This is a genomic window from Nocardioides luteus, assembly GCF_014648595.1.
GTDB lineage: Bacteria > Actinomycetota > Actinomycetes > Propionibacteriales > Nocardioidaceae > Nocardioides > Nocardioides luteus.
Genome location: NZ_BMRK01000014.1, coordinates 77,761 through 95,756 on the forward strand (window position 1 = coordinate 77,761; position 17,996 = coordinate 95,756).

Sequence of the window (17,996 nt, forward strand, 5' to 3'; positions counted from 1 at the left end):
TAGTGTCAGGACTCGGGAGTGACTATGGAGATCAGAGCAGACATCGAGGCGATGTACCGCGCCGGCAAGATCGAGTTTCCGGCGTACGCCGGGCGCTTGAGCGAAGTCGCGACAACAGTCGCGGCTCAGACCCCGGTATGGGCAAGCGAGGCTGCCAAGGCGCAGTCGCCTCCCGCACTGACGAAGGCCATCGAGTTGAACGACAGGATCACTCAACTGCTCACCTACGCCGTGCAGACGTGGAACGATGCCGCCGAGACGGTGGTCGCGATTACGGATGACTTCGTCGCAACAGATGAGCAGGCGGCGGTAGAAGCCGCCTCACTTCAACGTGAGTGCCCAGAATTAGCACGGCCGTTCGAGCCCGTGGCCATCCCCCGCAGTAAGGGGGTCGGGACCCGATGATGATCGTCGGCGAATATTCGCCCGAAGCCTTCGCGAATGTCGCTGAGCAAATCGAGGAACATGTCGGCGACCTGATGGGCATCGAGGCAGCCGCGCGACTCGTACGCGCAAATCTCACACCAGACGGGGGAACGGACGCTGGCCCTGTCGGGCTGGAACGTCTGACGATCCCCGCGGCCAAGCCGTACAGCGTGACGCCGATGCTGCCGATGCTCATCGACCAGTCCTGGCAGCAGTTGATCAACGAGGCTTACCAAGCCGGCCGCAAGGTCGCTACGGGTTTGGCGGTCTGGTTCCAGATTCTCGTCGACAGGTACAAGGACGTTGATCCTTCTGCGCTGATCTCATCTGCAAACCACCAGCAGGCCAAGCTTGGCAGCATCGCCGACGTTGTAGGTATTGAACACGAGGTCAACGTCCGTGTCCTGACCACCCGCCACTGGACTGGCGGAGCGTCAGACGAGTTCGTGATCTGGTCAGAGCAAGTGCACCCGTCCGTGGATGCGACATTGACGCTCGCGGGCTATGCGCACGCGGTGGTCGGAGCGAGCGCGCTGGTGATCAAGAACACCCAACAGACGATGTTATCGCAGGTCACCGGTGCCTGCGAGGGTCTCAAGACGAGCCTCCTCCACTGGCGATCCGCAGCGGACAACTTTCCTTTCCCTCCTGGCTCCGATGTTCCCATCTCCGAATCGATGAACGATGTGGAAGGATCGGTGAAGCATCTGGTCGGCGAGGTTCCAGTCCTCGGCGACTACCTTGCGGGGAAGGCTGTCGAGAAGGCGGGCAAGGCGATCAAGTACTGGGAAGCAACCAAGGCTGTCACGAGCGCTCTTGACGCCAGGAACCCTGTGGAGAGCACGCAACCCGACGCGCAGTCAGTCGTCGATCGGTTGGAATACATGTTGCGATCGACCGCTGAAGCTGCAGATGCAGAACTCGACGCTGCTGGCGCAGACCTCGATCGCGTGCTCAGCGACCTCAACACATATTGGGGGCTCCTACGCTTGGAGCGCCTACCTCACCCATCGGCGCCTGGAGGCGAGTTCTCACTGTGAGCGGCAAGCGTTGTGGTCTTGCATGCCTGTGGATTGTTGGATTCATACTCGTCGGCACAGCCGGATGCTCCACCGAACCCAAGGAGGAGCGACCGACGACCGCTAGCCCGCGCCCATCGCCATCACCCGATGCTGCCTCCGAGGAGTGGGCCACCCTCGGACGCCTTGATCCGTGCAGGCTTCTCACAACCGTGCTCGATCAGAAAGAGGCGAAACTCGACGCTCCGAATCCTCACGCCTGCTCGGCCCAGACAGGCACGAACAAGACGCAGCTGGACGTGGGGGCCGGCTTCGGGACAGACGCACGCGAGTCGATGACGACCGACTCTGAAGCCGTGGTCGTTGAGCCCCGGGGAGTCAGCGTGTTCCAAGAGGTCGACGGACCGAGCGGGGGCGGCTGCACGAGCATCATCCCGGTCGGCGAACACACCGGCATCAGAGTCGGTACGAACCGCCCGTGCGACGCACACGCCAAGGTCGAGACAAATATCGTCAACGTGCTGTCCGCCGGGGCATCCGATGCGACGAGAGACTCTGACGTCCACGAAAGCCACACGGCGTGCGAACTCTTGGGTTCGCCCACCGTGCCGGACACGGAGGTGGTCGCAGAGCCGGGGACATCTGGCGCGGAATGCAGCCTCATGATGTCGACACCTCCGACAACGGAGCTCTACACGAGCTTGTCGATGACATACGACGACGCGTGGCCCGACGTGACGCAGGACCCCGACCTGGGAACCGCAGATAGTGTGGGCGGCCACGATGTCGTGTATACGACGCTGACCGGCACGTGCGAGGGTCGCGTTCGGTTCGATGCGCCCAGCCGGCCAGGGGTCTCCCACGAGTGGCTCGTCGCCACGTTGCGATCCCAAGACTGTGAGCGCCTCAAGAACCTGATGCCCGACGTGGTCGCACGGTGGCAGTCTCCGGCCCCGGAGGGTGTCGATCTCGCGCCCCTCCTCGAGGTGCGCTGACCCGTCAGTTCACCCGTCTCGCCGCCACCGATCAGGCGTGATGCCGTAGCGAGCCTTGAAGCGGCGTACCAGATAGCCGGGGTCGCCGAGACCCGCACGCACGGAGATGACCGAGAGCGGGAGGTCCGTTTCGCGGAGGAGGCGGCGGGCTTCGGTGAGGCGGCGCTCGGTGAGCCAGTCGAGGAGGGTGCGGCCGGTGCGTTGGCGGATGACGGTGGTGAGGTGGCCGGGGGTGTAGCCCAGGGAGCGGGCGATGTCGCCGGCTGAGGCCTTGGTGGCGTACGTCCTCTCGATCTCGTCGAAGACGCGGGTGACCAGCGGGTCCGGGGCGATGGGAGTAGCCGGGGCGAGGCGGGCTGTGGCGACCAGGATGTTGGTCAGCGTCGCGGTGACGGCGTCGCGGGCGCCGAGGCGGTCGGGGTGGCGTAGCTCGTCGGTGAGCTCGGCGAGCCAGGCCTCCCAACGGGGCCGCTCCGCCACCGGGACCACCGCGCGTCGGCCTTCGGCGGCGAAGAGGGCGAGCAGGGGGTGGTGGGCCCAGGTCAGTGGGGAGATGGAGGCCAGCGAGGGAATGGCGTCAGGGGTGAAGGCGACCGACCAGGCGCGCGCGTGGTCGAGCTCGGCGAGCGACTCGGCGGCGACGACCTCGCCGGGGGCGACGGCGTGCACCTCGCCCTCACGCAGCTCCACCGTCTCCCCGTCGAGGCCGACAGCACCTCCACCCCGCGCGACATACGCCAGCACCCAGAAGTCGTGGGCGTGGCGGTGGTCGGGCGGGAGGTGCTCGCCTTCGCAGTCGGGATCGAGCGGTACGACCTGGACCGGCGGCATGCCGGCGCTCTGCTCCCAGCGGTAGACGGGCGTGCCGTCGGCGCGCACGGTGCGTACGGAACGCACGCGCTGCAGTGGTGAATCCGAAGAACGTCCCATGGCGACCGACTACCCTCCCACCGTTGATCCGCAGAATGTCCCATCGTGGGGATATGACCACAATACAGATCATCGACGGCCGCGCCGAGGGCGATCAGGGCCGCACCTTCCTTCCCGCCATGGGCCGCAACTGGCTCCTCCCCGTCTACGACCTCTTCACCCGCTTCGCCCGCGTCGGCGCGCTCCACGACCGGACGGTCGAGCTCGCCGGCATCCAGCCCGGCCAGAGCGTGCTCGACGTCGGCTCCGGCACCGGCAACCTCGCCTTCGCCGTGCTCCGCGCGGTGCCGGGAGTCTCCGTCACCGCGCACGACCCCGACGCGGGCGCGCTGCGGATCGCGGCGCGGAAGGCGGGTCGGCGGGGCGTACGTCTCTCGCTGGTGCAGGGGTACGCGGACCGGTTGCTGCCGGAGGACGGCAGCATCGACCACGTCGTCTCCTCGCTCGCGCTCCACCATGTCGACGACGCCGGGCGGGGAGGGTTCGGGCGCGAGGCCTATCGGGTGCTGAAGCCCGGTGGGCGGGTGACCATCGTCGACTTCGGCGCACCGGACCACGGGCCAGGCCACGAGCACGAGCACGGACACCGGCACGGACACCGGCACGGACACCGGCACGAGCACCGGCACGAGGGGTCTCGACAGGGTCGACCGCGGGCGGCCGGGATCGTAGACCTTCTCACCGATGCCGGGTTCGCCGACGCCCGCGAGATCGACCACATCGAGCACCGGTTCGGCCCGATCACGATCGTGCAGGCGACGCGCTGACGACCCCGGGGCTAGGCGAAGACCTCGCGGACCGGCAGTCTGGCCCCATGCACTTCATCGGAGTCGACCTCGCCTGGGGCGTGCGCAGACCCACCGGCCTGGCCGTCCTGGACGAGGAGGGCCGCCTCGTCCACGTATCGGCCGCCAAGACCGACGACGAGATCGTCGCCGCCCTGGAGCCGTACGCCGAGGGCGACTGCCTGGTCGCGATCGACGCTCCCCTGATCGTCACCAACCCCACCGGGAACCGTCCCGCCGAGGCAGCGCTCAACAAGGACTTCGCCCGCTTCGACGCGGGCGCGCACCCCGCCAACACCAGCAAGGCAGAGTTCCGCGAGCAGCCTCGAGGAGCCCGGATCGCGGCCCGGCTGGGGCTCGACATGAACCCGCGGTCGGGTCGCCGGCGGCGGGCGATCGAGGTCTATCCGCACCCCGCGACGGTCGCACTGTTCCACCTGGGCCGGACGCTGAAGTACAAGCACAAGACCGGGCGTGACGTCGACCAGCTCCGCGCCGAGCTGCTCGTGCTTCTCGGGCTGCTCGAGGGGCTCGTCAGCGCCGACCCGCCGCTGCTGCTCGACAACCCGTCCTGGCTCGCCCTCCGGACGGCCACCGAGAACGCGGAGCGCAAGAGCGAGCTGCGCACGGTCGAGGACCAGGTCGACGCGGTGCTGTGCGCCTACATCGGCCTGTTCTCGACCCGCGCGCCCGACCGGACCACGACGTACGGCGACTTCGCCACCGGCTACATCGTCACGCCGACGCTGCCCGACGACCTCCGCCCCACCCCGCGCGGACAGGTGGTGGCCGAGATCAACGACCCCGGGGCCGCGGTGCGGGAGTACGCCGCGCTCCAGCCGACGCTGCAGGAGGCGGCCGAGCAGTACGTACGGCTGGTGACCTCAATCCTCGACGAGGCCGGCATCAACTACCTCACCGTGGGCTCGCGGGCGAAGTCGGTCGCGTCGTTCGCGGCCAAGGCGGCTCGCACCGTCGACGGCCGGCCGGTCTATCCCGATCCGCTCCGCGACATCACCGACCAGATCGGGCTGCGGGTGATCACCTATGTCCACAGCGACGTCCAGGCCGTCGCCGATCTCCTCGACGACCAGGTGGTGGTCCACGACGACCGCGACATGGGTGAGGAGACCGCCAGCGAAGGCCGGTTCGGGTACGCCAGCCGCCACCTGCTGGTCAGCCTCGATCCCGCGCGCGAGGGGCAGGCGGCGTACGAGCTCCTGCGCGGTCGCCAGGCGCAGATCCAGATCCGCACGGTGCTGCAGCACGCGTGGGCCGAGTTCGAGCACGACATCCGTTACAAGGGCACCATCCCGAGCGAGCACGTCCCCGACTTCGACCGCCGGTTCACGCTCGCCGCCGGCCTGCTCGAGCTCGCCGACCGGGAGTTCTCCACGATCAGGGACCGGCTCCGGCAAGGCATGACCGCTGCCAGGACCGAGGCCCTCGACGACGACCCACGGATCAGCCCCCGTGAGCTGGCGGCGTTCCTGGCCGGGCAGTACGCCGACGCCGGCTGGTCGCGAACCGACCACTACGGGTGGATCTCCGGGGTCATCCTCGAGCTCGGCATCGCCTCCCTGACCGAGCTCGGCGAGGCGCTGCGATCGGTCGACGAGGAGACCCTCATGGCGCGGATGGACTACCGCTATCCGCCGGGTGCGGTGCGGCGGCTCGATGACGCGCTGCTCTGGGTCTACGGCGAGGCGTACGTCGAGCTGCGTGCCAACGCGCACCGGAAGCCAGGTCTGCGGGCCAGGCTCGCCAAGATGCGCGACTCCGACTGAGCCGTCTCTCTCGGCATCAAATCCGATGGGGGCTCGGGCACGAATCCCCGCCATGAGACGACTGAATAGCCGAACCATCGCCCATGCCGCCGCAGGCGTGCTCGCCGGGGTGGTCGGCATGTCCGTCGCACACCTCACGGCGGCGCTGCTCACCCCGGCGTCCTCTCCAGCTCTCGCAGTCGGCACCGCGGTCATCAACGCGACCCCCACACCCGTCAAGGAGTGGGCGGTCCGCGAGCTCGGCCACGCCGACAAGCCGATCCTGATCGGTAGCGTGCTGCTGGGCACCATCGCCTTCGCTGCCGCGATCGGAGTCGTCGCCCGAAGGCGCCTCCGGCTGGGCGCCGTGCTCCTCGCCGGCCTGGTCCTGCTCCCCGCGGCCGCGGTGGCCCTGCAGCCGCTCTTCAAGATCAGCTATCTGATCCCCACCCTCGTCGCGCTCGTCCTCGGGCCCGCCGTGCTGGTGTTCCTGACCCGCGCGCTGAACGCCAGCGAGACGTCCGGCCACACGCCTGAGCACACGCCCGACCACTCGCCTGAGCAGCCGACCGTGCACCCCACGGACGGCGACAGCCAGCGGCTGTCCAGCCGCCGCAACGTCCTGGTCGGGTTCGGGGCCCTGACGCTCCTCTCCGCTGCGGCCGCGGTCGGTGGGGAGCTGGTCGTGCGCAGTCGTACCGCGATCGCCAATCTCAAGCTGCCGCGGGTCGGCAAGCCCTTGCCGGCCCTGCCGACCGGCCTGGAGGAGACGTACGACGGGATCTCCTCGTTCCGCACACCCAACCGGGACTTCTACCGGGTCGACACCAAGCTGGCCGTCCCGATCGTCGACCAGGACAGCTGGACGCTCACCATCGACGGAGACGTCGAGCGGGAGCTCACCTTCAGCTACGACGATCTGCGGGACCGCGAGAATGTCGAGCACGACATCACCCTGACCTGCGTCTCCAACGAGGTCGGCGGCAAGCTCGTCGGCGCCGCCCGCTGGACCGGCGTACCCCTCAAGGACCTGCTCGAGGAGGCCGGCGTCGGCGATCGGGCCGACCAGATCCTCTCGACCGATGTCGAGGGCTTCACGATCAGCACTCCGCTCGAGGCCGCCCTCGACGGGCGCAACGCGATGATCGCCCTCGGCATGAACGGCGAGGTGCTCTCGCGTACCCATGGCTTCCCGGCCCGGCTGGTCGTACCCGGCCTCTATGGGTACGTCGGTGCCACCAAGTGGGTCACCAAGCTGACCCTGACCAGGTACGACGCGGCGACCGCCTACTGGACCGACCGCGACTGGGCGACCGATGCCCCGATCAAGCTGTCCAGCCGGATCGACACGCCGCGGCCGCTGAGCAACATCCCGGCGGGACGCACCGTGATCGGTGGTGTCGCGTGGGCGCAGCAGCACGGGGTCGAGAAGGTCGAGGTGCGCGTCGACGGCGGGCGCTGGCAGCAGGCCGAGCTCGGCCCGGACGCCGGGATCGACTACTGGCGCCAGTGGTATCTGCCCTGGGTGGCCGAGCCGGGCAGCCATCAGCTGGCCGTACGCGTCACCGACCGCGACGGCACCCTGCAGAGCACCGACCGGGCCACTCCTTTCCCCGACGGTTCCAGCGGCATCCAGGACATCGTCGTCACGGTCGGCTGAGAACCCCGCAGAAAGAAATCCAACTCGAGGAAATCCGCTTGGGCGACCACGCCGAAGTACTCATGACAGCAAGAGAACATCCCTTGAAAGGCTCTCTCATGAAGCTCAACACCATCACGCGCACCGGCGGCGTCGCCGCCTCCCTGGCCCTCGTGCTGGGCCTCGGCCTTTCGGCCTGCGGCTCCGACGACAGCGGGTCCGACTCCACGAGCGGTTCCGACAGCTCCGAGTCGACGTCTGAGGAGACTGAGGCGACCGAGGCCGGCGCGCAGACCTTCGGCGAGGGCTGCAAGCTGATCCCCGCCGACGGTGAGGGCTCGTTCAACGGCATGGCGACCGCACCCGTCGCCTCGGCCGCGAGCGCCAACCCGCTGCTCACCACCCTGGTGACCGCCGTCGGCGAGGCCGACCTGGTCGACACCCTCAACGGTGCGGACGCGCTCACTGTCTTCGCGCCGACCGACGACGCCTTCGCGAAGATCCCGAAGGCTGACCTCGACGCCGTGCTCGCGGACAAGGAGACGCTGACCACCGTCCTGACCCACCACGTCGTGGCCGGTCAGCTCGGCCCCGACGAGGTCGCGGGTGAGCACGAGACCCTGGCCGGCGACATGATCGCCGTCGAGGGTTCGGGCGAGGAGTTCACCGTCGGCAAGGAGAACGCCAAGGTTCTCTGCGGCAACATCCCGACCGCCAACGCCACGGTGTACGTCGTCGACACCGTTCTGATGCCCTGATCAAGACATCCGACCGGATATCCGCGAGGATCGACACATGAGACCGCTCAGCTCAGTTCCCTCCGGCGATTCGTCGCCGGAGGGAACCGGGTCGCCCGGCCTTGCGGGGCTCCTGCGTCGCATCGCTCGAGGCGACGAAGCCGCCTTCGCGGCCCTATACGACCAGACCGCCGCTCGAGTTCACGGACTCGTGCTCCGAGTCGTGCGTGACCCGGCCCAGGCCGAGGAGGTCACCCAGGAGGCCTTCCTCCAGGTGTGGCGCCAGGCCAGCCGCTACGACGAGAACCTCGGCAGCGCCCATTCGTGGTTGCTGACGCTGGCTCATCGTCGTGCGGTGGACCGGGTCAGGTCGGCGGAGTCCGCCAGCCGCAACGACACTGCGTACCACGGCACCACACATGCTCCGGCGCACGACACCACTGCCGAAGCGGCCGAGAGCTCGCTGGAGGCTCGACGAGTCCACGCAGCACTCGAGACATTGACAGCAGCTCAGCGCGAGGCTTTACAGCTCGCATACTTCGGCGGCTACACCCACACTGAGGTAGCCGCCATGCTCGACCTACCGGTCGGCACCGCAAAGACCCGTATCCGGGACGGGCTGATTCGTCTTCGCGACGCGATGGGAGTGAACCAATGACAGCGCAAGACATTCACGCCCTCTCCGGTGCGTACGCCGTGGACGCCCTCGACGACATCGAGCGCGCCCGTTTCGAACAGCACCTCGCCGTCTGCGCGGACTGCCGAGCCGAGGTGACCAGCCTGCAGGAGAGCGCTGGACTGCTCGGCGTGCTGACCGACGTCGCTCCGCCACCGGAGATGCGCGATCGTCTGCTCGCCGGCATCAAGGAGATCCGCCCGCTGCCGCCCAAGACGCCGACCAGCATCGAGGGTATCGACGCTGCGCTTCGCGCCGACAGCTCCGTTCCGTCCAGCCCCACGGGCTCAGCCGGTCCTCGTCATCGAGGCTGGCGACTCCTCGCGGCCGCTGCGGCGGTGCTGGCCATCGTCGGCGTCGGTACGGTCGGAGTGGTCGAGCTGACTCGCGACGACTCGACCCAGACGGTGTCGACGGCCGAGCGGGTGTTGAGCGCCGAGGACGCGAAGACGGTCTCCGTCGAGCTGCCCCGCGGCGCCAGCGCCCGGATCGTACGCTCGGTCTCGGAGGGCAAGGCGGTGCTGGTCACCTCCGACATGCCCCCCGCGCCTGACGGGAAGGTCTATGAGATCTGGCTCCAGCATGACGACGTCATGGTTCCCGCCGGTCTGATGCCCGACGACAGCGACCAGACGATCGTCCTCGAGGGTGACGCCGCGGATGCCAGTGCCGCCGGGATCACCGTCGAGCCGGACGGAGGCTCGGAGGAGCCGACCTCGGCGCCGATCGCGCTGTTCGACTTCTCGCAGGCAACCTGACCTGCGAGAACCTGAGCCGGCTCCGACGGGGCCGGCTCAGGCGTACGGGTCGAGGGAGACCTCGGCCGGCTTCCCGGCCGCCAGCGCGTTGCCGAAGCGCCCGTCGGTGAGCTTGAAGGTAGCCGCGCCGAAGTCGGCCGCGACGAGGCGGTCACGGATGCCGGCCGGGTAGTTGTCCCAGCCGACCAGGCCCTTGACCTGCCAGACCCCCTCGTGGTTCTCGGGCGGCTCGTCGCCGCCGCCGACCTTGGGGAAACGGAAGCAGTGGGTGCTGCCGCCGTCCTTGTGATAGACGGCCTTGGGGTGCGTACCGCCCTCGAACTGCAGCTCCGACTCGGGCTTGATCTGATAGCCCGAGTGCTGGGAGACGGACATGAATCTCGCACGACCGTCCCGCACCCACACGATGATGTGCTCCCAGTCGTGCCGGTGGCCGGCGGATCCGGGACCCCACGAGACCTGGTCCTTCTCGAAGTAGTAGCCGTACAGATAGGCACACCAGCCGTTGTTGCACTTCGAGCGGGAGTAGACGTTGGTGTTCTGCAGGTCGGAGAGATCACGGCACTGGCCGTTGACCGTGCCGCCCATCCCCAGGCCGCCGTTCACCGTGCCGTCCGGGCCGATCGCCGGGGTGCTGTAACAGCCATCGGTGTCGAAGTCGAGGGCCGGCTGCCAGGTGCGGTCGGCTTCCGGGGCGGAAGCCGGCAGTGCCGGGGGCGGGGCGGCCCAGGCGGCCGCCGGGATGACGGAGAGAAGTGCGGCGAGCGGAAGCGCGAGGGCGAGCCGGCGCGTGAGTCGTTTCCCGAGAGTCATGTGGGGGTCCCTTGTTCGTGGGGGAATGGGGTGCACAGATGCAACCAGTGCCGCGACCACGTGACAACCCCTTGCGCGTGAACGCGGCGGTAACGCGGCTCTCGTGCCCACCGTTGCCCTGGTTGGATGGTCCCGTGGGCGCAACACAGTGGCAGGAACGCATCGCCTCCGAGCTCACCGGCCTCGGGCAGCGGGAGTTCGTGATCGTCAGCGAGCCCGAGCCTTCGGCGCCGGAGCCGACAGGCTTTCTGGCCCGGTAGGTACGCAGCACATCGGCGGCACCTGGGAGGCCTCCGCCGAGCAGCACGAGGCACTTCGCGCGGCAGGCTGGCTGACGCCCGACGAGACCGATCCGATCGCCCCTGCTCCGGCGGCGCCGCACTACTGGCGCACGGCGCCCCGCCCGTAGGCAACCCTCGTCGCGAGTCTCGTCGTCGACGCCTTCCGCATCCTCGGCGCCGACTTCTCGACCCTCACCCTCGAGCGGGATCAGTAGCCAACGACTTGCTCGCGCTGCAGAGCAGATGCTGCGCATCGTGACCTGCGTTGCCGTGCGCGAAGGTCAGACCCCCGTCAGCCTCTTCGAGCCTCAACGCGGGCGGGATCGGCGAGGCGACCACGCCGAGGCAGAAACGTACAGCCACCGGCGCCTCGGGCAGCGTGATCTTCCCGTGCCCGAGATCGTCGCCGAAGGGTTGGTTGCGGGTCGCCGGCAGGTCGAGGCTGGTCTCGACCGTCAACGTCTTGCCCGGGGCCAACAGTTGGCCGCCACCCATGGGCGCGACGGCCAGATTGACGCCTGGCGGCCAGGGGAAGACCCGATGGGAGAGCACCAGGACGGGACCGTCCTCACCGCTCTCGGCCGTGACGTACGGGGCGGTCGACAGCTTGGTCCCTGCCCCCGACGGCACCAGCGTACGGTCGGCGACGAAGACCTCGGACGACTCGTTGTTGATCACCGTGTAGGTCACCGACACCGACGTCGCCTCGGCCCGGATGTCCGCCGAGAAGTCGACCTTGGGCGCAGTCGCCGGCGACCTCGGGTCGGGCGGCTCGCCGCCGTCCTCGAACCCCGGCAGACCTGACCCACCGCACCCGCTCAACGCAGCGATCAGGGCTGCGATCACCGAACCCATCAGCAGTTTCCTCATCGTCTCAGTAGTGCGGCCGGTTGGGCGCACCCATCTCCTCACGAAGTCCGTTCTCGGTCAGATCGTAGGAGTGGTCGGGGTCGATCCGCTCCGGAGTGCTGGGGTCGTTGTCGTGGTCGACCGGCAGCCCCGCAGCGACTCGTTCGCCCTGCTCGACGCCGTGGTTGACGGTGTCGTCACCGTTGTATTCGGTGCGGTCGAACTGGTCGTGACGGAAGTCGTACTCGTGAGCCATCTCGTGGAAGAGCACCACCACCGGCGGCCCCTCCTCGATCCAGTCGATGCGCGGGGAGTAGTTGATCCGCTCGCCGCTGGGCTCGGCGGTGCTGTTGCTGTTGTCGTCGTACTCCGCGATCGTCAGGCCCTTCTTGTTGAAGCCGAGGAACCCGGAGTCGTCGTAGGTCTTCTGGAAGTCGGCCAACATCTGCTGCCCGCGCGGGGAGGCCGCGAGCAGCTCCAGGTCGGCGCGTACTCGAGCTTGGAACTCCGGGCTCCCCTCGATCTTGATGAACTCCGGCACCTCGTCGATCTGCACCCGCACCGTCTTCTCGGTGCCGGTGCCGGTGTCACCGCTCTCGGAGTAGGCCGTGTCGTCACCCGAGCCGCCGGCGATCGTGTCCGAGCCGGTGCCGGCGTACGCCACGTCGTCGTCGCCGCCCCCGGTGATCCGGTCGTCGCCGGAGCCTCCGGAGAGGGTGTCCCGGCCGGATCCACCGACGATCCGGTCGTTGCCTGATCCGCCCTCGAGGAAGTCGTTGCCGTTCTCGCCCGCGACGACGTCGTTGCCGTCGAGACCGTAGACCGAGTCGTTCCCTTCGCCTCCGTAGAGCCGGTCGTCCCCGGTCTGCCCGTCGATGTAGTCACGGTCGGCTCCGCCACTGACCCGGTCCGAGCCGGCGCCGGCGTCCACGTAGTCGTGGCCGTCGAGGCCGTACGCGCGGTCGTCTCCGTCTCCACCGTGGAGGACGTCGTTGCCCTCGCCACCGATCAGGGTCACGTCCAGGTCGACCCCCTTCGGTACGCCGATGCGGTCGTTGCCGCCGCCTCCGCGAACGATCAGCTCCTGGCCCTCCGGGACGCGATAGACGGTCTCGCCGCTGCTGTTCTTGACCACGACGATCTGCTCGCCGGTGTTGGGGTCGACGAAGATGGTGACCTCGTCATCACCGTCGCCCGTGCTGATCACCGTCTGGTCGCCGGAGGTGATGATGCCGGTGCCTTGCGCGCCTGCGGGCAGGTCGAAGGCGTCGGTCGTGCCCTCCGCGACCGTCTGCCACACCCGGGCGATCTCCTGCCACCTGGTGGTGGCCGCATCGAGAGCGTCCTTGTCGGTGGCGAGCACTCCGTCGAGGCCGCTGCGGATCTCGTTGGCGACGCTCATCGCGTCGTCGACCAGCTTGGACTCCTCCGGTGTCGACGGCCGGAAGATCACCTCACCGCCGATGCCGCGGGTGTGAGGCACGCCGACCACGGTCGCCCAGGACTGGTCGAGGCGACCTTGAGCGATGCGTACCGAGCCCGCGGCGCGAGCCAGCACGCTCGCGACCTCTTCGGCCAACGTCGCACCGGCCTCGAGGTCGGTCATCAGCTTCTTGCGGTGCTGGTCGTAGGAGTCGGCGGTCTTGCCCTCCCAGTCCGCGGCACGGACCCGGCGAGAACCGGCATCGACCTTGTCGCTGGACGTGGTCAGCGCGGTGCCGAGCGCGGCCCACCGGTTGGACGCACGGTCCAGCTGGCCGGCGTCCTCATCCAGGTCCCACAGGCTGCTCATCAGCGGCTCCCGTCGTAGACGGACCAGTCGACGGTCGGGTTGTAGGGGACGAATCCGCCGAGGCGCGGGATCTCGGAGCGCATCCGCTCTGCCGCGTCCTCGTCCGTCGTGGCGAACAGGAACGCGCAGGCGTAGATGTCGTCCATGTCCTGCTCGAGCACGCCGGCCAGCCGGCCGACCGCGGTGCCCGCCGCGTCGCAGACGCTCACGTGTGCGCTGATCAGGCCCGGTCCACCGGTGGAGTTGCCGGCCGCGGTGCTCGCGACCTCCAGCTCCGCGACGCTGTCGGTGTAACCGTCTCGTGCGGTGTCCGCAGCCTCACGCAGGTCGTCGGCGAGCGTGGTGAGCGACTCGGGAATGCTGATGGTCATGCGGTGTCCCCCGTCTCGGAAGTGGTCCCGCATGTGTTCTTCCCCGGTCCGGCCGTCTCAAACCGATCTGGGCGAAGTTTTACCTATTCGTGTTCGCCGCTCAGTAGCCGCCGAGCTGCTCGCACAGCAACCGGTAGAAGGCGGTGTTGGTCACCGGGAGCAGCTGGTCCCGCAGCGCAAGATGGACACCGTTGGAGCCGTTGATGCCGGCCAGCTGCCACCCGCTGACGCTGATCGACCAACCGGTGCGGGCGTCGGCCTCGTAGAGGATCGCGTCCCGGACGCTCTGGTCCTCGCCCAGCAGATCCGCCATCCGGGCGGTCGGGAACGGTCTGGCTGACCCCGTGGCGTCCTTGACCGGCCGGATCTTGAGGGTGCGGATCAGGCTCGGCACGAGGTGGCCGCGCGGGACGTCCAAGGGCTGGGTGCGCGTGCCGTCGATGCCGAGCTCGAGATGGATGCCGCTCGGGCCGACGTGCGCGCGGTGCTCCAACCGTCCACCCGGGCCGGCGAGGACCCAGACGACCTCCGCTGCGGCGCTCATGCCGGGCTCCAGGTCGTGGCGGTGCGGTCGATCTGGGGTGCCCAGGTCGCGTAGTCGCCGGTCGGCACGGTCGCGGTGAGCGTGTGCCCGACCCCGTCGATGTCCACGAACCACTGCTCCATCGTCAGCGCGGCACCGCCCGGTCCGTCGTACATCGCGAGCCGTCGTCCCGCCTCCTGCCCAGCGATCGTGAGCCGCTCGAGGTCGATCGGCGTGTAACCCGGCAGCATCTCGACGAGCGCCATCTCGGAGCCGACCTGCCAGTCGCGGAAGCCCAGGTCACCGTTGGTCTGAGCGGTCACGGTGATGTTCGCCCGGAACGTGCCGGTGCCGGCCGGCGCGAGCGCCAGGAGGCGTACGCCCTCGGGCGGATCGACCCACTCCCAGCCGTCGGGGAGCGTCGGTGGCGGTGTGGTCGGCTGGTCCTGCACGGTCACTTCTTCCCCGTCGCGCGCTTCTTCGGACGCGACTCGCGATACCACTTGGGCTTGATGAACGGCGGGGTCGGCAGGAGGACCAGCAGCGGGTAGACGACGCAGGTGAGCAGGAAAAGCCCGCCGATGATCGTCCAGGCAGCGGTCTGCTCCGGCACGAGCCCAAAGGCCGTGGAGCCCGTGATGGCCAGCGCGGAGATGCAGGGCAGATGGATCAGCACCACGTCCTCGCCCACGCCGCCTCGGTTCCAGGCGTTCGCCCAGGAGCGGGCACGCGCGGAGAGCCCGAGATGTTGCCAGATGCTGAACGCGGCGCCGATCACGCCGACGGCCAGGATGAGTGCAGCCCAGATCATTGCGGTCCTAGTCCCAGAAGGTGATGGCGTCGCCGACGTCGGAGGCTACATCGCCGACACCCTCCGCGAAGTCACCGACCCCGTCGACCACGGCCTCGCCGAGCTCGCCCGCCTCGTCGACCACGAAGTCGGCCGCCTTGCCCGCCAACCCGGAACCGATCGCGCCACCGACGAGACCACCGACGACACCACCGATGACCGTGCCCGGACCGGGGAAGACGCTGCCGATGGCCGCGCCGGCCTGGGCGCCTGCCCAGGCGCCACCCGCGGCACCGGCCGTGGTGATCGCGGACGTGCTCACCGTGCGGCTCACCCGCTCGGTCGTCGACAACGACGGGTCGTCGGCGTCTTTCTGCCACTGGTCCCAGGCCGAGGATCCGGCAGTGACCACCCAGCCGGCGCGGGTCGCCCACTTGCCGGCGGTCAACCACTTGCCACGCACGGCTGCCTTGTTGGCCTTCGCGTGCCAGTTCTTGTCGTTGAGCACCTTCGCGGCACGCTCGAGCCGGGTCAGGCTCGACGGGCTGGCGAAGCGGCCGTTCACCCGCGGCTGGAACGTGCCGTAGCGGCTCTTCACCATCCAGTCGACCCCGGCACCCGCGCCCAGGCCGGCCAGCCCCAGTGCGTACGCACCGATCTGCATGCCGTCGGAGAAGTCCTTCGGCAGCAGGCCCAGGTCTTCGAGACGGTCCTCGATCCAACCGTCGCCGGTCGACTTCGAGATCGCCTTGCCGAGGTCCTCGTGGGCGTTGTCCTCGTCCTTGCGCGCCGTCTCGACCCGGCTGACCAGGTCGTTCCACTTCTCGACCTTGGTGTTGTGGGCCTTGACGTCGCTCTCCGAGGCGCTGTCGCCCGGGTCCGTCGGCGGCGAGATCACGGTGCCGCTGACCGAGAGCCCGGCCTCACCGGCTTCGGTGCGGATCGTCGACATCTTCGTCTCGACGGCCTTCAGGTCACCGGAGAAGGTCGAGAGGCCCTTGCCCATCGCCTCGATGCGCGACTCGAGCTGGCGCAGGTCGTTCTTGCGCTTGTCGGCCTTCCTCTCGAAGGCGTCGCCGGCCTGACCCTTCCAGGAGCCGCCGGTCTTGATCGCCGTACCGAGATCGTCGAGCGCGTCGCCGACCGCGTCCTTGGCCTTGGTGCACGCCTCCGCCGCGGTCTGGGCCGCAGCGGGGTCGCCGTAGACCTTGGTGTCCATCGCCTCCGGCATCAGCTGCCCCTCACCCTCTGCGCGTGGCGCTGGCCTTCCGCACCAACCGCATCATCGGTCGTGGTCGCGTGGTCGAGCGCGTTCTGCACGCTGTCGCCGAGGGATCCGAGCCCCTCGGCCATGCCTCCGACCGCCGCCGCCAACGACGCCAGCGCGGTCGCGACCTCGGACGACGACTCTCCGACGTCCGGGGTCTTCTGCAGTGGCTCGGCCTGCTTGAAGAGTTCCCGGCCGGCGGTGTCGAGCGTCTTCTTGATGGACCTGAGATCGTCGGGGTTGACGTTCATGTCGTCGTCGGTCATGCCCTCGTCCTACCCGCATTCGCCGGTTTCAAACACGAACGAAGGTAACAGGCTGTATAAGAGCTCTCCTTCCCCAGGCGGGTCCTCCGCTAGGCGGCGGACCGGCTGCGCTGCGCGAGGTCGCGGATCAGCCCGGCGGCAGGCTCGTGGACGTACCCGATGAACCCCTTCAGCACCGAGATCGCCTCGCGTGGCGCCCCTTCTGCGAGCGCTTCGATCGTCTCCGGGCGCACCAGCCAGGCGGCCAAGCAGGCCGGATAGTCCGCGGGATGACTGAACAGCTCCCCGAGCTCTTCGTCGTCGGGATGGTGGAAGGCGTGCAGCCCCGCGTCCATGGCGAGGTTGATCAGGCCATGCGGGAGATCGGTGAGCAGACCGTAGTCACGCAGCCCGCGGTCGATCCAGATCTTGCTCGCAGAATCCTCGGCACAGGCATCGCGCAGCGCGTCGATCCATCTGTCGGGCTCGTCGGCGACCGCGTAGGCCACCTCGTCCGGCACCCGGAGCGGCGCCGTCTCGAACATCCACCCGCTCTCCAGCGGCACGATCCGCCCGATCGCACACTCGCCGTCCTCGACGAGCATCCCCGCGCCGAGGTTGAGCGTGCTGATCTGCTCCCCGGTCTCCGGGTCCTCCCAGAGCAGGTGTCGAGGCTCGCGACCGAGGAGCCGTACGCCGCGCATCGGCGCCCGCGCCCACTCCCAGATCCGGTCGGCACCGGCGATGAGGTCACCGGAGGCGTTGTGGCGCAGGAACGCCTCGAGGCCCCCGAGCTCGTAGAGGAACGCCTGACGGTAGACCCAGCTGCGATCCATGATCCGGATGCGGTCGGCCTCGCGGTCACGATGTGGGTCGGGGCCGCCGCGTACGTCTGTCGCGACCATGATCGCTTTCGACATCCGCCACTTGTTGCGCGGCTGGGTCCCCTGCATCGCCTGAGACACGATCCAACGCGAGTGGGCCCATCTGGGGATGCTCGCGCCGAGCAGCCGCATCTGCTCCAGCCGCTCGATGCGTAACGGATGCCAGAACTGCTCCCCGTCGAGCTGGTTGCCCGCGCGATGGATGATCTCCAGCGCAGCCTTCACGTCGCCGCGAGCCTCGGCGTCGATCACGGCGAACATCGCCGGCCAGTAAGGACTGTCGACGACCTTCTCCGCGAACGAGCGCCGTCGCGGATCCTTGATCCTGTTGGGAGGCCGAAGCGGCCTCTCGCGCTTCTTCGGTGTGGTCATGGGACCAGCAGACCCCCGACCCCACGATCTCCGCCACCGGCATTCGCGGCCCTGTGGATAACTCGGTCTCAAGCCATC

The 17,996-nt window shown here is 68.7% G+C and carries 21 protein-coding genes; 10 read left to right on the plus strand and 11 right to left on the minus strand.

Annotated features, from left to right (window positions below; genetic code table 11):
* The first annotated feature begins 18 nt into the window (after positions 1 to 18).
* Genes IEY81_RS17085 through IEY81_RS17095 form a run of 3 tightly spaced genes read left to right on the plus strand, consistent with a single transcriptional unit; the run spans position 19 to position 2,440 of the window.
* Positions 19 to 405, plus strand: coding sequence for a hypothetical protein (locus IEY81_RS17085; protein ID WP_189119694.1), 387 nt, complete (start codon positions 19 to 21; stop codon positions 403 to 405).
* Entirely contained in the window at positions 402 to 1,466 is a 1,065-nt protein-coding gene (locus IEY81_RS17090) for a hypothetical protein (RefSeq protein ID WP_189119695.1), read from the plus strand. Before IEY81_RS17085 ends, IEY81_RS17090 begins: the two co-directional genes overlap by 4 nt.
* Positions 1,463 to 2,440, plus strand: coding sequence for a hypothetical protein (locus IEY81_RS17095; RefSeq protein WP_189119696.1), 978 nt, complete (start codon positions 1,463 to 1,465; stop codon positions 2,438 to 2,440). The genes IEY81_RS17090 and IEY81_RS17095 overlap by 4 nt, the downstream gene beginning before the upstream one ends.
* A gap of 9 nt (positions 2,441 to 2,449) precedes the next feature.
* Here IEY81_RS17095 and IEY81_RS17100 read toward each other — a convergent pair whose 3' ends face one another.
* On the minus strand, positions 2,450 to 3,337 hold the full coding sequence (locus tag IEY81_RS17100) for an AraC family transcriptional regulator (protein ID WP_229787943.1): 888 nt from the start codon (positions 3,335 to 3,337) through the stop codon (positions 2,450 to 2,452).
* 86 nt (positions 3,338 to 3,423) lie between these two features.
* On the opposite strand from IEY81_RS17100, the gene IEY81_RS17105 reads away from it, so the two are divergent.
* From IEY81_RS17105 to IEY81_RS17130, 6 genes are all read left to right on the plus strand, one after another.
* Positions 3,424 to 4,137 carry a class I SAM-dependent methyltransferase gene (locus IEY81_RS17105; protein WP_189119698.1) on the plus strand — a complete coding sequence of 238 codons (714 nt, stop codon included), beginning with the start codon at positions 3,424 to 3,426 and terminating at the stop codon, positions 4,135 to 4,137.
* A 47-nt stretch (positions 4,138 to 4,184) separates the two neighbouring features.
* Positions 4,185 to 5,942: a DUF429 domain-containing protein gene (locus tag IEY81_RS17110; RefSeq protein ID WP_189119699.1), complete on the plus strand. Its 1,758-nt coding sequence runs from the start codon at positions 4,185 to 4,187 to the stop codon at positions 5,940 to 5,942.
* Between the two features lie 52 nt (positions 5,943 to 5,994).
* On the plus strand, positions 5,995 to 7,581 hold the full coding sequence (locus IEY81_RS17115) for a molybdopterin-dependent oxidoreductase (RefSeq protein WP_189119700.1): 1,587 nt from the start codon (positions 5,995 to 5,997) through the stop codon (positions 7,579 to 7,581).
* Positions 7,582 to 7,679: 98 nt separating this feature from the next.
* A complete protein-coding gene (locus IEY81_RS17120) occupies positions 7,680 to 8,318 on the plus strand; it encodes a fasciclin domain-containing protein (protein WP_189119701.1) in 639 nt (212 codons plus the stop codon).
* A gap of 37 nt (positions 8,319 to 8,355) precedes the next feature.
* Positions 8,356 to 8,955: an ECF RNA polymerase sigma factor SigK gene (gene sigK, locus IEY81_RS17125; protein WP_189119702.1), complete on the plus strand. Its 600-nt coding sequence runs from the start codon at positions 8,356 to 8,358 to the stop codon at positions 8,953 to 8,955.
* A complete protein-coding gene (locus IEY81_RS17130; protein ID WP_189119703.1) occupies positions 8,952 to 9,731 on the plus strand; it encodes an anti-sigma factor in 780 nt (259 codons plus the stop codon). Before sigK ends, IEY81_RS17130 begins: the two co-directional genes overlap by 4 nt.
* Positions 9,732 to 9,767: 36 nt before the next feature.
* On the opposite strand, the gene IEY81_RS17135 is transcribed toward IEY81_RS17130, so the two are convergent.
* Positions 9,768 to 10,544 (minus strand): NPP1 family protein, encoded by a 777-nt coding sequence (locus IEY81_RS17135; RefSeq protein WP_189119704.1) that lies wholly within the window; start codon positions 10,542 to 10,544, stop codon positions 9,768 to 9,770.
* A 134-nt stretch (positions 10,545 to 10,678) separates the two neighbouring features.
* Here IEY81_RS17135 and IEY81_RS24480 point away from each other — a divergent pair, with 134 nt between their 5' ends.
* Positions 10,679 to 10,804: a hypothetical protein gene (locus tag IEY81_RS24480; RefSeq protein WP_268244504.1), complete on the plus strand. Its 126-nt coding sequence runs from the start codon at positions 10,679 to 10,681 to the stop codon at positions 10,802 to 10,804.
* A 213-nt stretch (positions 10,805 to 11,017) separates the two neighbouring features.
* Here IEY81_RS24480 and IEY81_RS17140 read toward each other — a convergent pair whose 3' ends face one another.
* The 9 genes from IEY81_RS17140 to IEY81_RS17180 form a co-directional block, all read right to left on the minus strand.
* Positions 11,018 to 11,680 (minus strand): hypothetical protein, encoded by a 663-nt coding sequence (locus tag IEY81_RS17140; protein ID WP_189119705.1) that lies wholly within the window; start codon positions 11,678 to 11,680, stop codon positions 11,018 to 11,020.
* 19 nt (positions 11,681 to 11,699) lie between these two features.
* Positions 11,700 to 13,466 carry a M91 family zinc metallopeptidase gene (locus tag IEY81_RS17145; protein ID WP_189119706.1) on the minus strand — a complete coding sequence of 589 codons (1,767 nt, stop codon included), beginning with the start codon at positions 13,464 to 13,466 and terminating at the stop codon, positions 11,700 to 11,702.
* Positions 13,466 to 13,837: a hypothetical protein gene (locus IEY81_RS17150; RefSeq protein WP_189119707.1), complete on the minus strand. Its 372-nt coding sequence runs from the start codon at positions 13,835 to 13,837 to the stop codon at positions 13,466 to 13,468. The genes IEY81_RS17145 and IEY81_RS17150 overlap by 1 nt, the downstream gene beginning before the upstream one ends.
* A 100-nt stretch (positions 13,838 to 13,937) precedes the next feature.
* The gene (locus tag IEY81_RS17155) at positions 13,938 to 14,381 is read right to left on the minus strand and encodes a hypothetical protein (RefSeq protein ID WP_189119708.1); all 444 of its coding nucleotides are present in this window, start codon (positions 14,379 to 14,381) and stop codon (positions 13,938 to 13,940) included.
* On the minus strand, positions 14,378 to 14,812 hold the full coding sequence (locus IEY81_RS17160) for a hypothetical protein (protein ID WP_189119709.1): 435 nt from the start codon (positions 14,810 to 14,812) through the stop codon (positions 14,378 to 14,380). Before IEY81_RS17160 ends, IEY81_RS17155 begins: the two co-directional genes overlap by 4 nt.
* A gap of 2 nt (positions 14,813 to 14,814) precedes the next feature.
* Positions 14,815 to 15,171 (minus strand): hypothetical protein, encoded by a 357-nt coding sequence (locus IEY81_RS17165; protein WP_189119710.1) that lies wholly within the window; start codon positions 15,169 to 15,171, stop codon positions 14,815 to 14,817.
* A gap of 7 nt (positions 15,172 to 15,178) precedes the next feature.
* Positions 15,179 to 16,381, minus strand: coding sequence for a glycine zipper domain-containing protein (locus IEY81_RS17170; protein ID WP_189119778.1), 1,203 nt, complete (start codon positions 16,379 to 16,381; stop codon positions 15,179 to 15,181).
* A complete protein-coding gene (locus IEY81_RS17175; RefSeq protein ID WP_189119711.1) occupies positions 16,381 to 16,683 on the minus strand; it encodes a hypothetical protein in 303 nt (100 codons plus the stop codon). Before IEY81_RS17175 ends, IEY81_RS17170 begins: the two co-directional genes overlap by 1 nt.
* Positions 16,684 to 16,772: 89 nt before the next feature.
* Entirely contained in the window at positions 16,773 to 17,918 is a 1,146-nt protein-coding gene (locus tag IEY81_RS17180) for a hypothetical protein (RefSeq protein WP_189119712.1), read from the minus strand.
* Between the last annotated feature and the right edge of the window lie 78 nt (positions 17,919 to 17,996).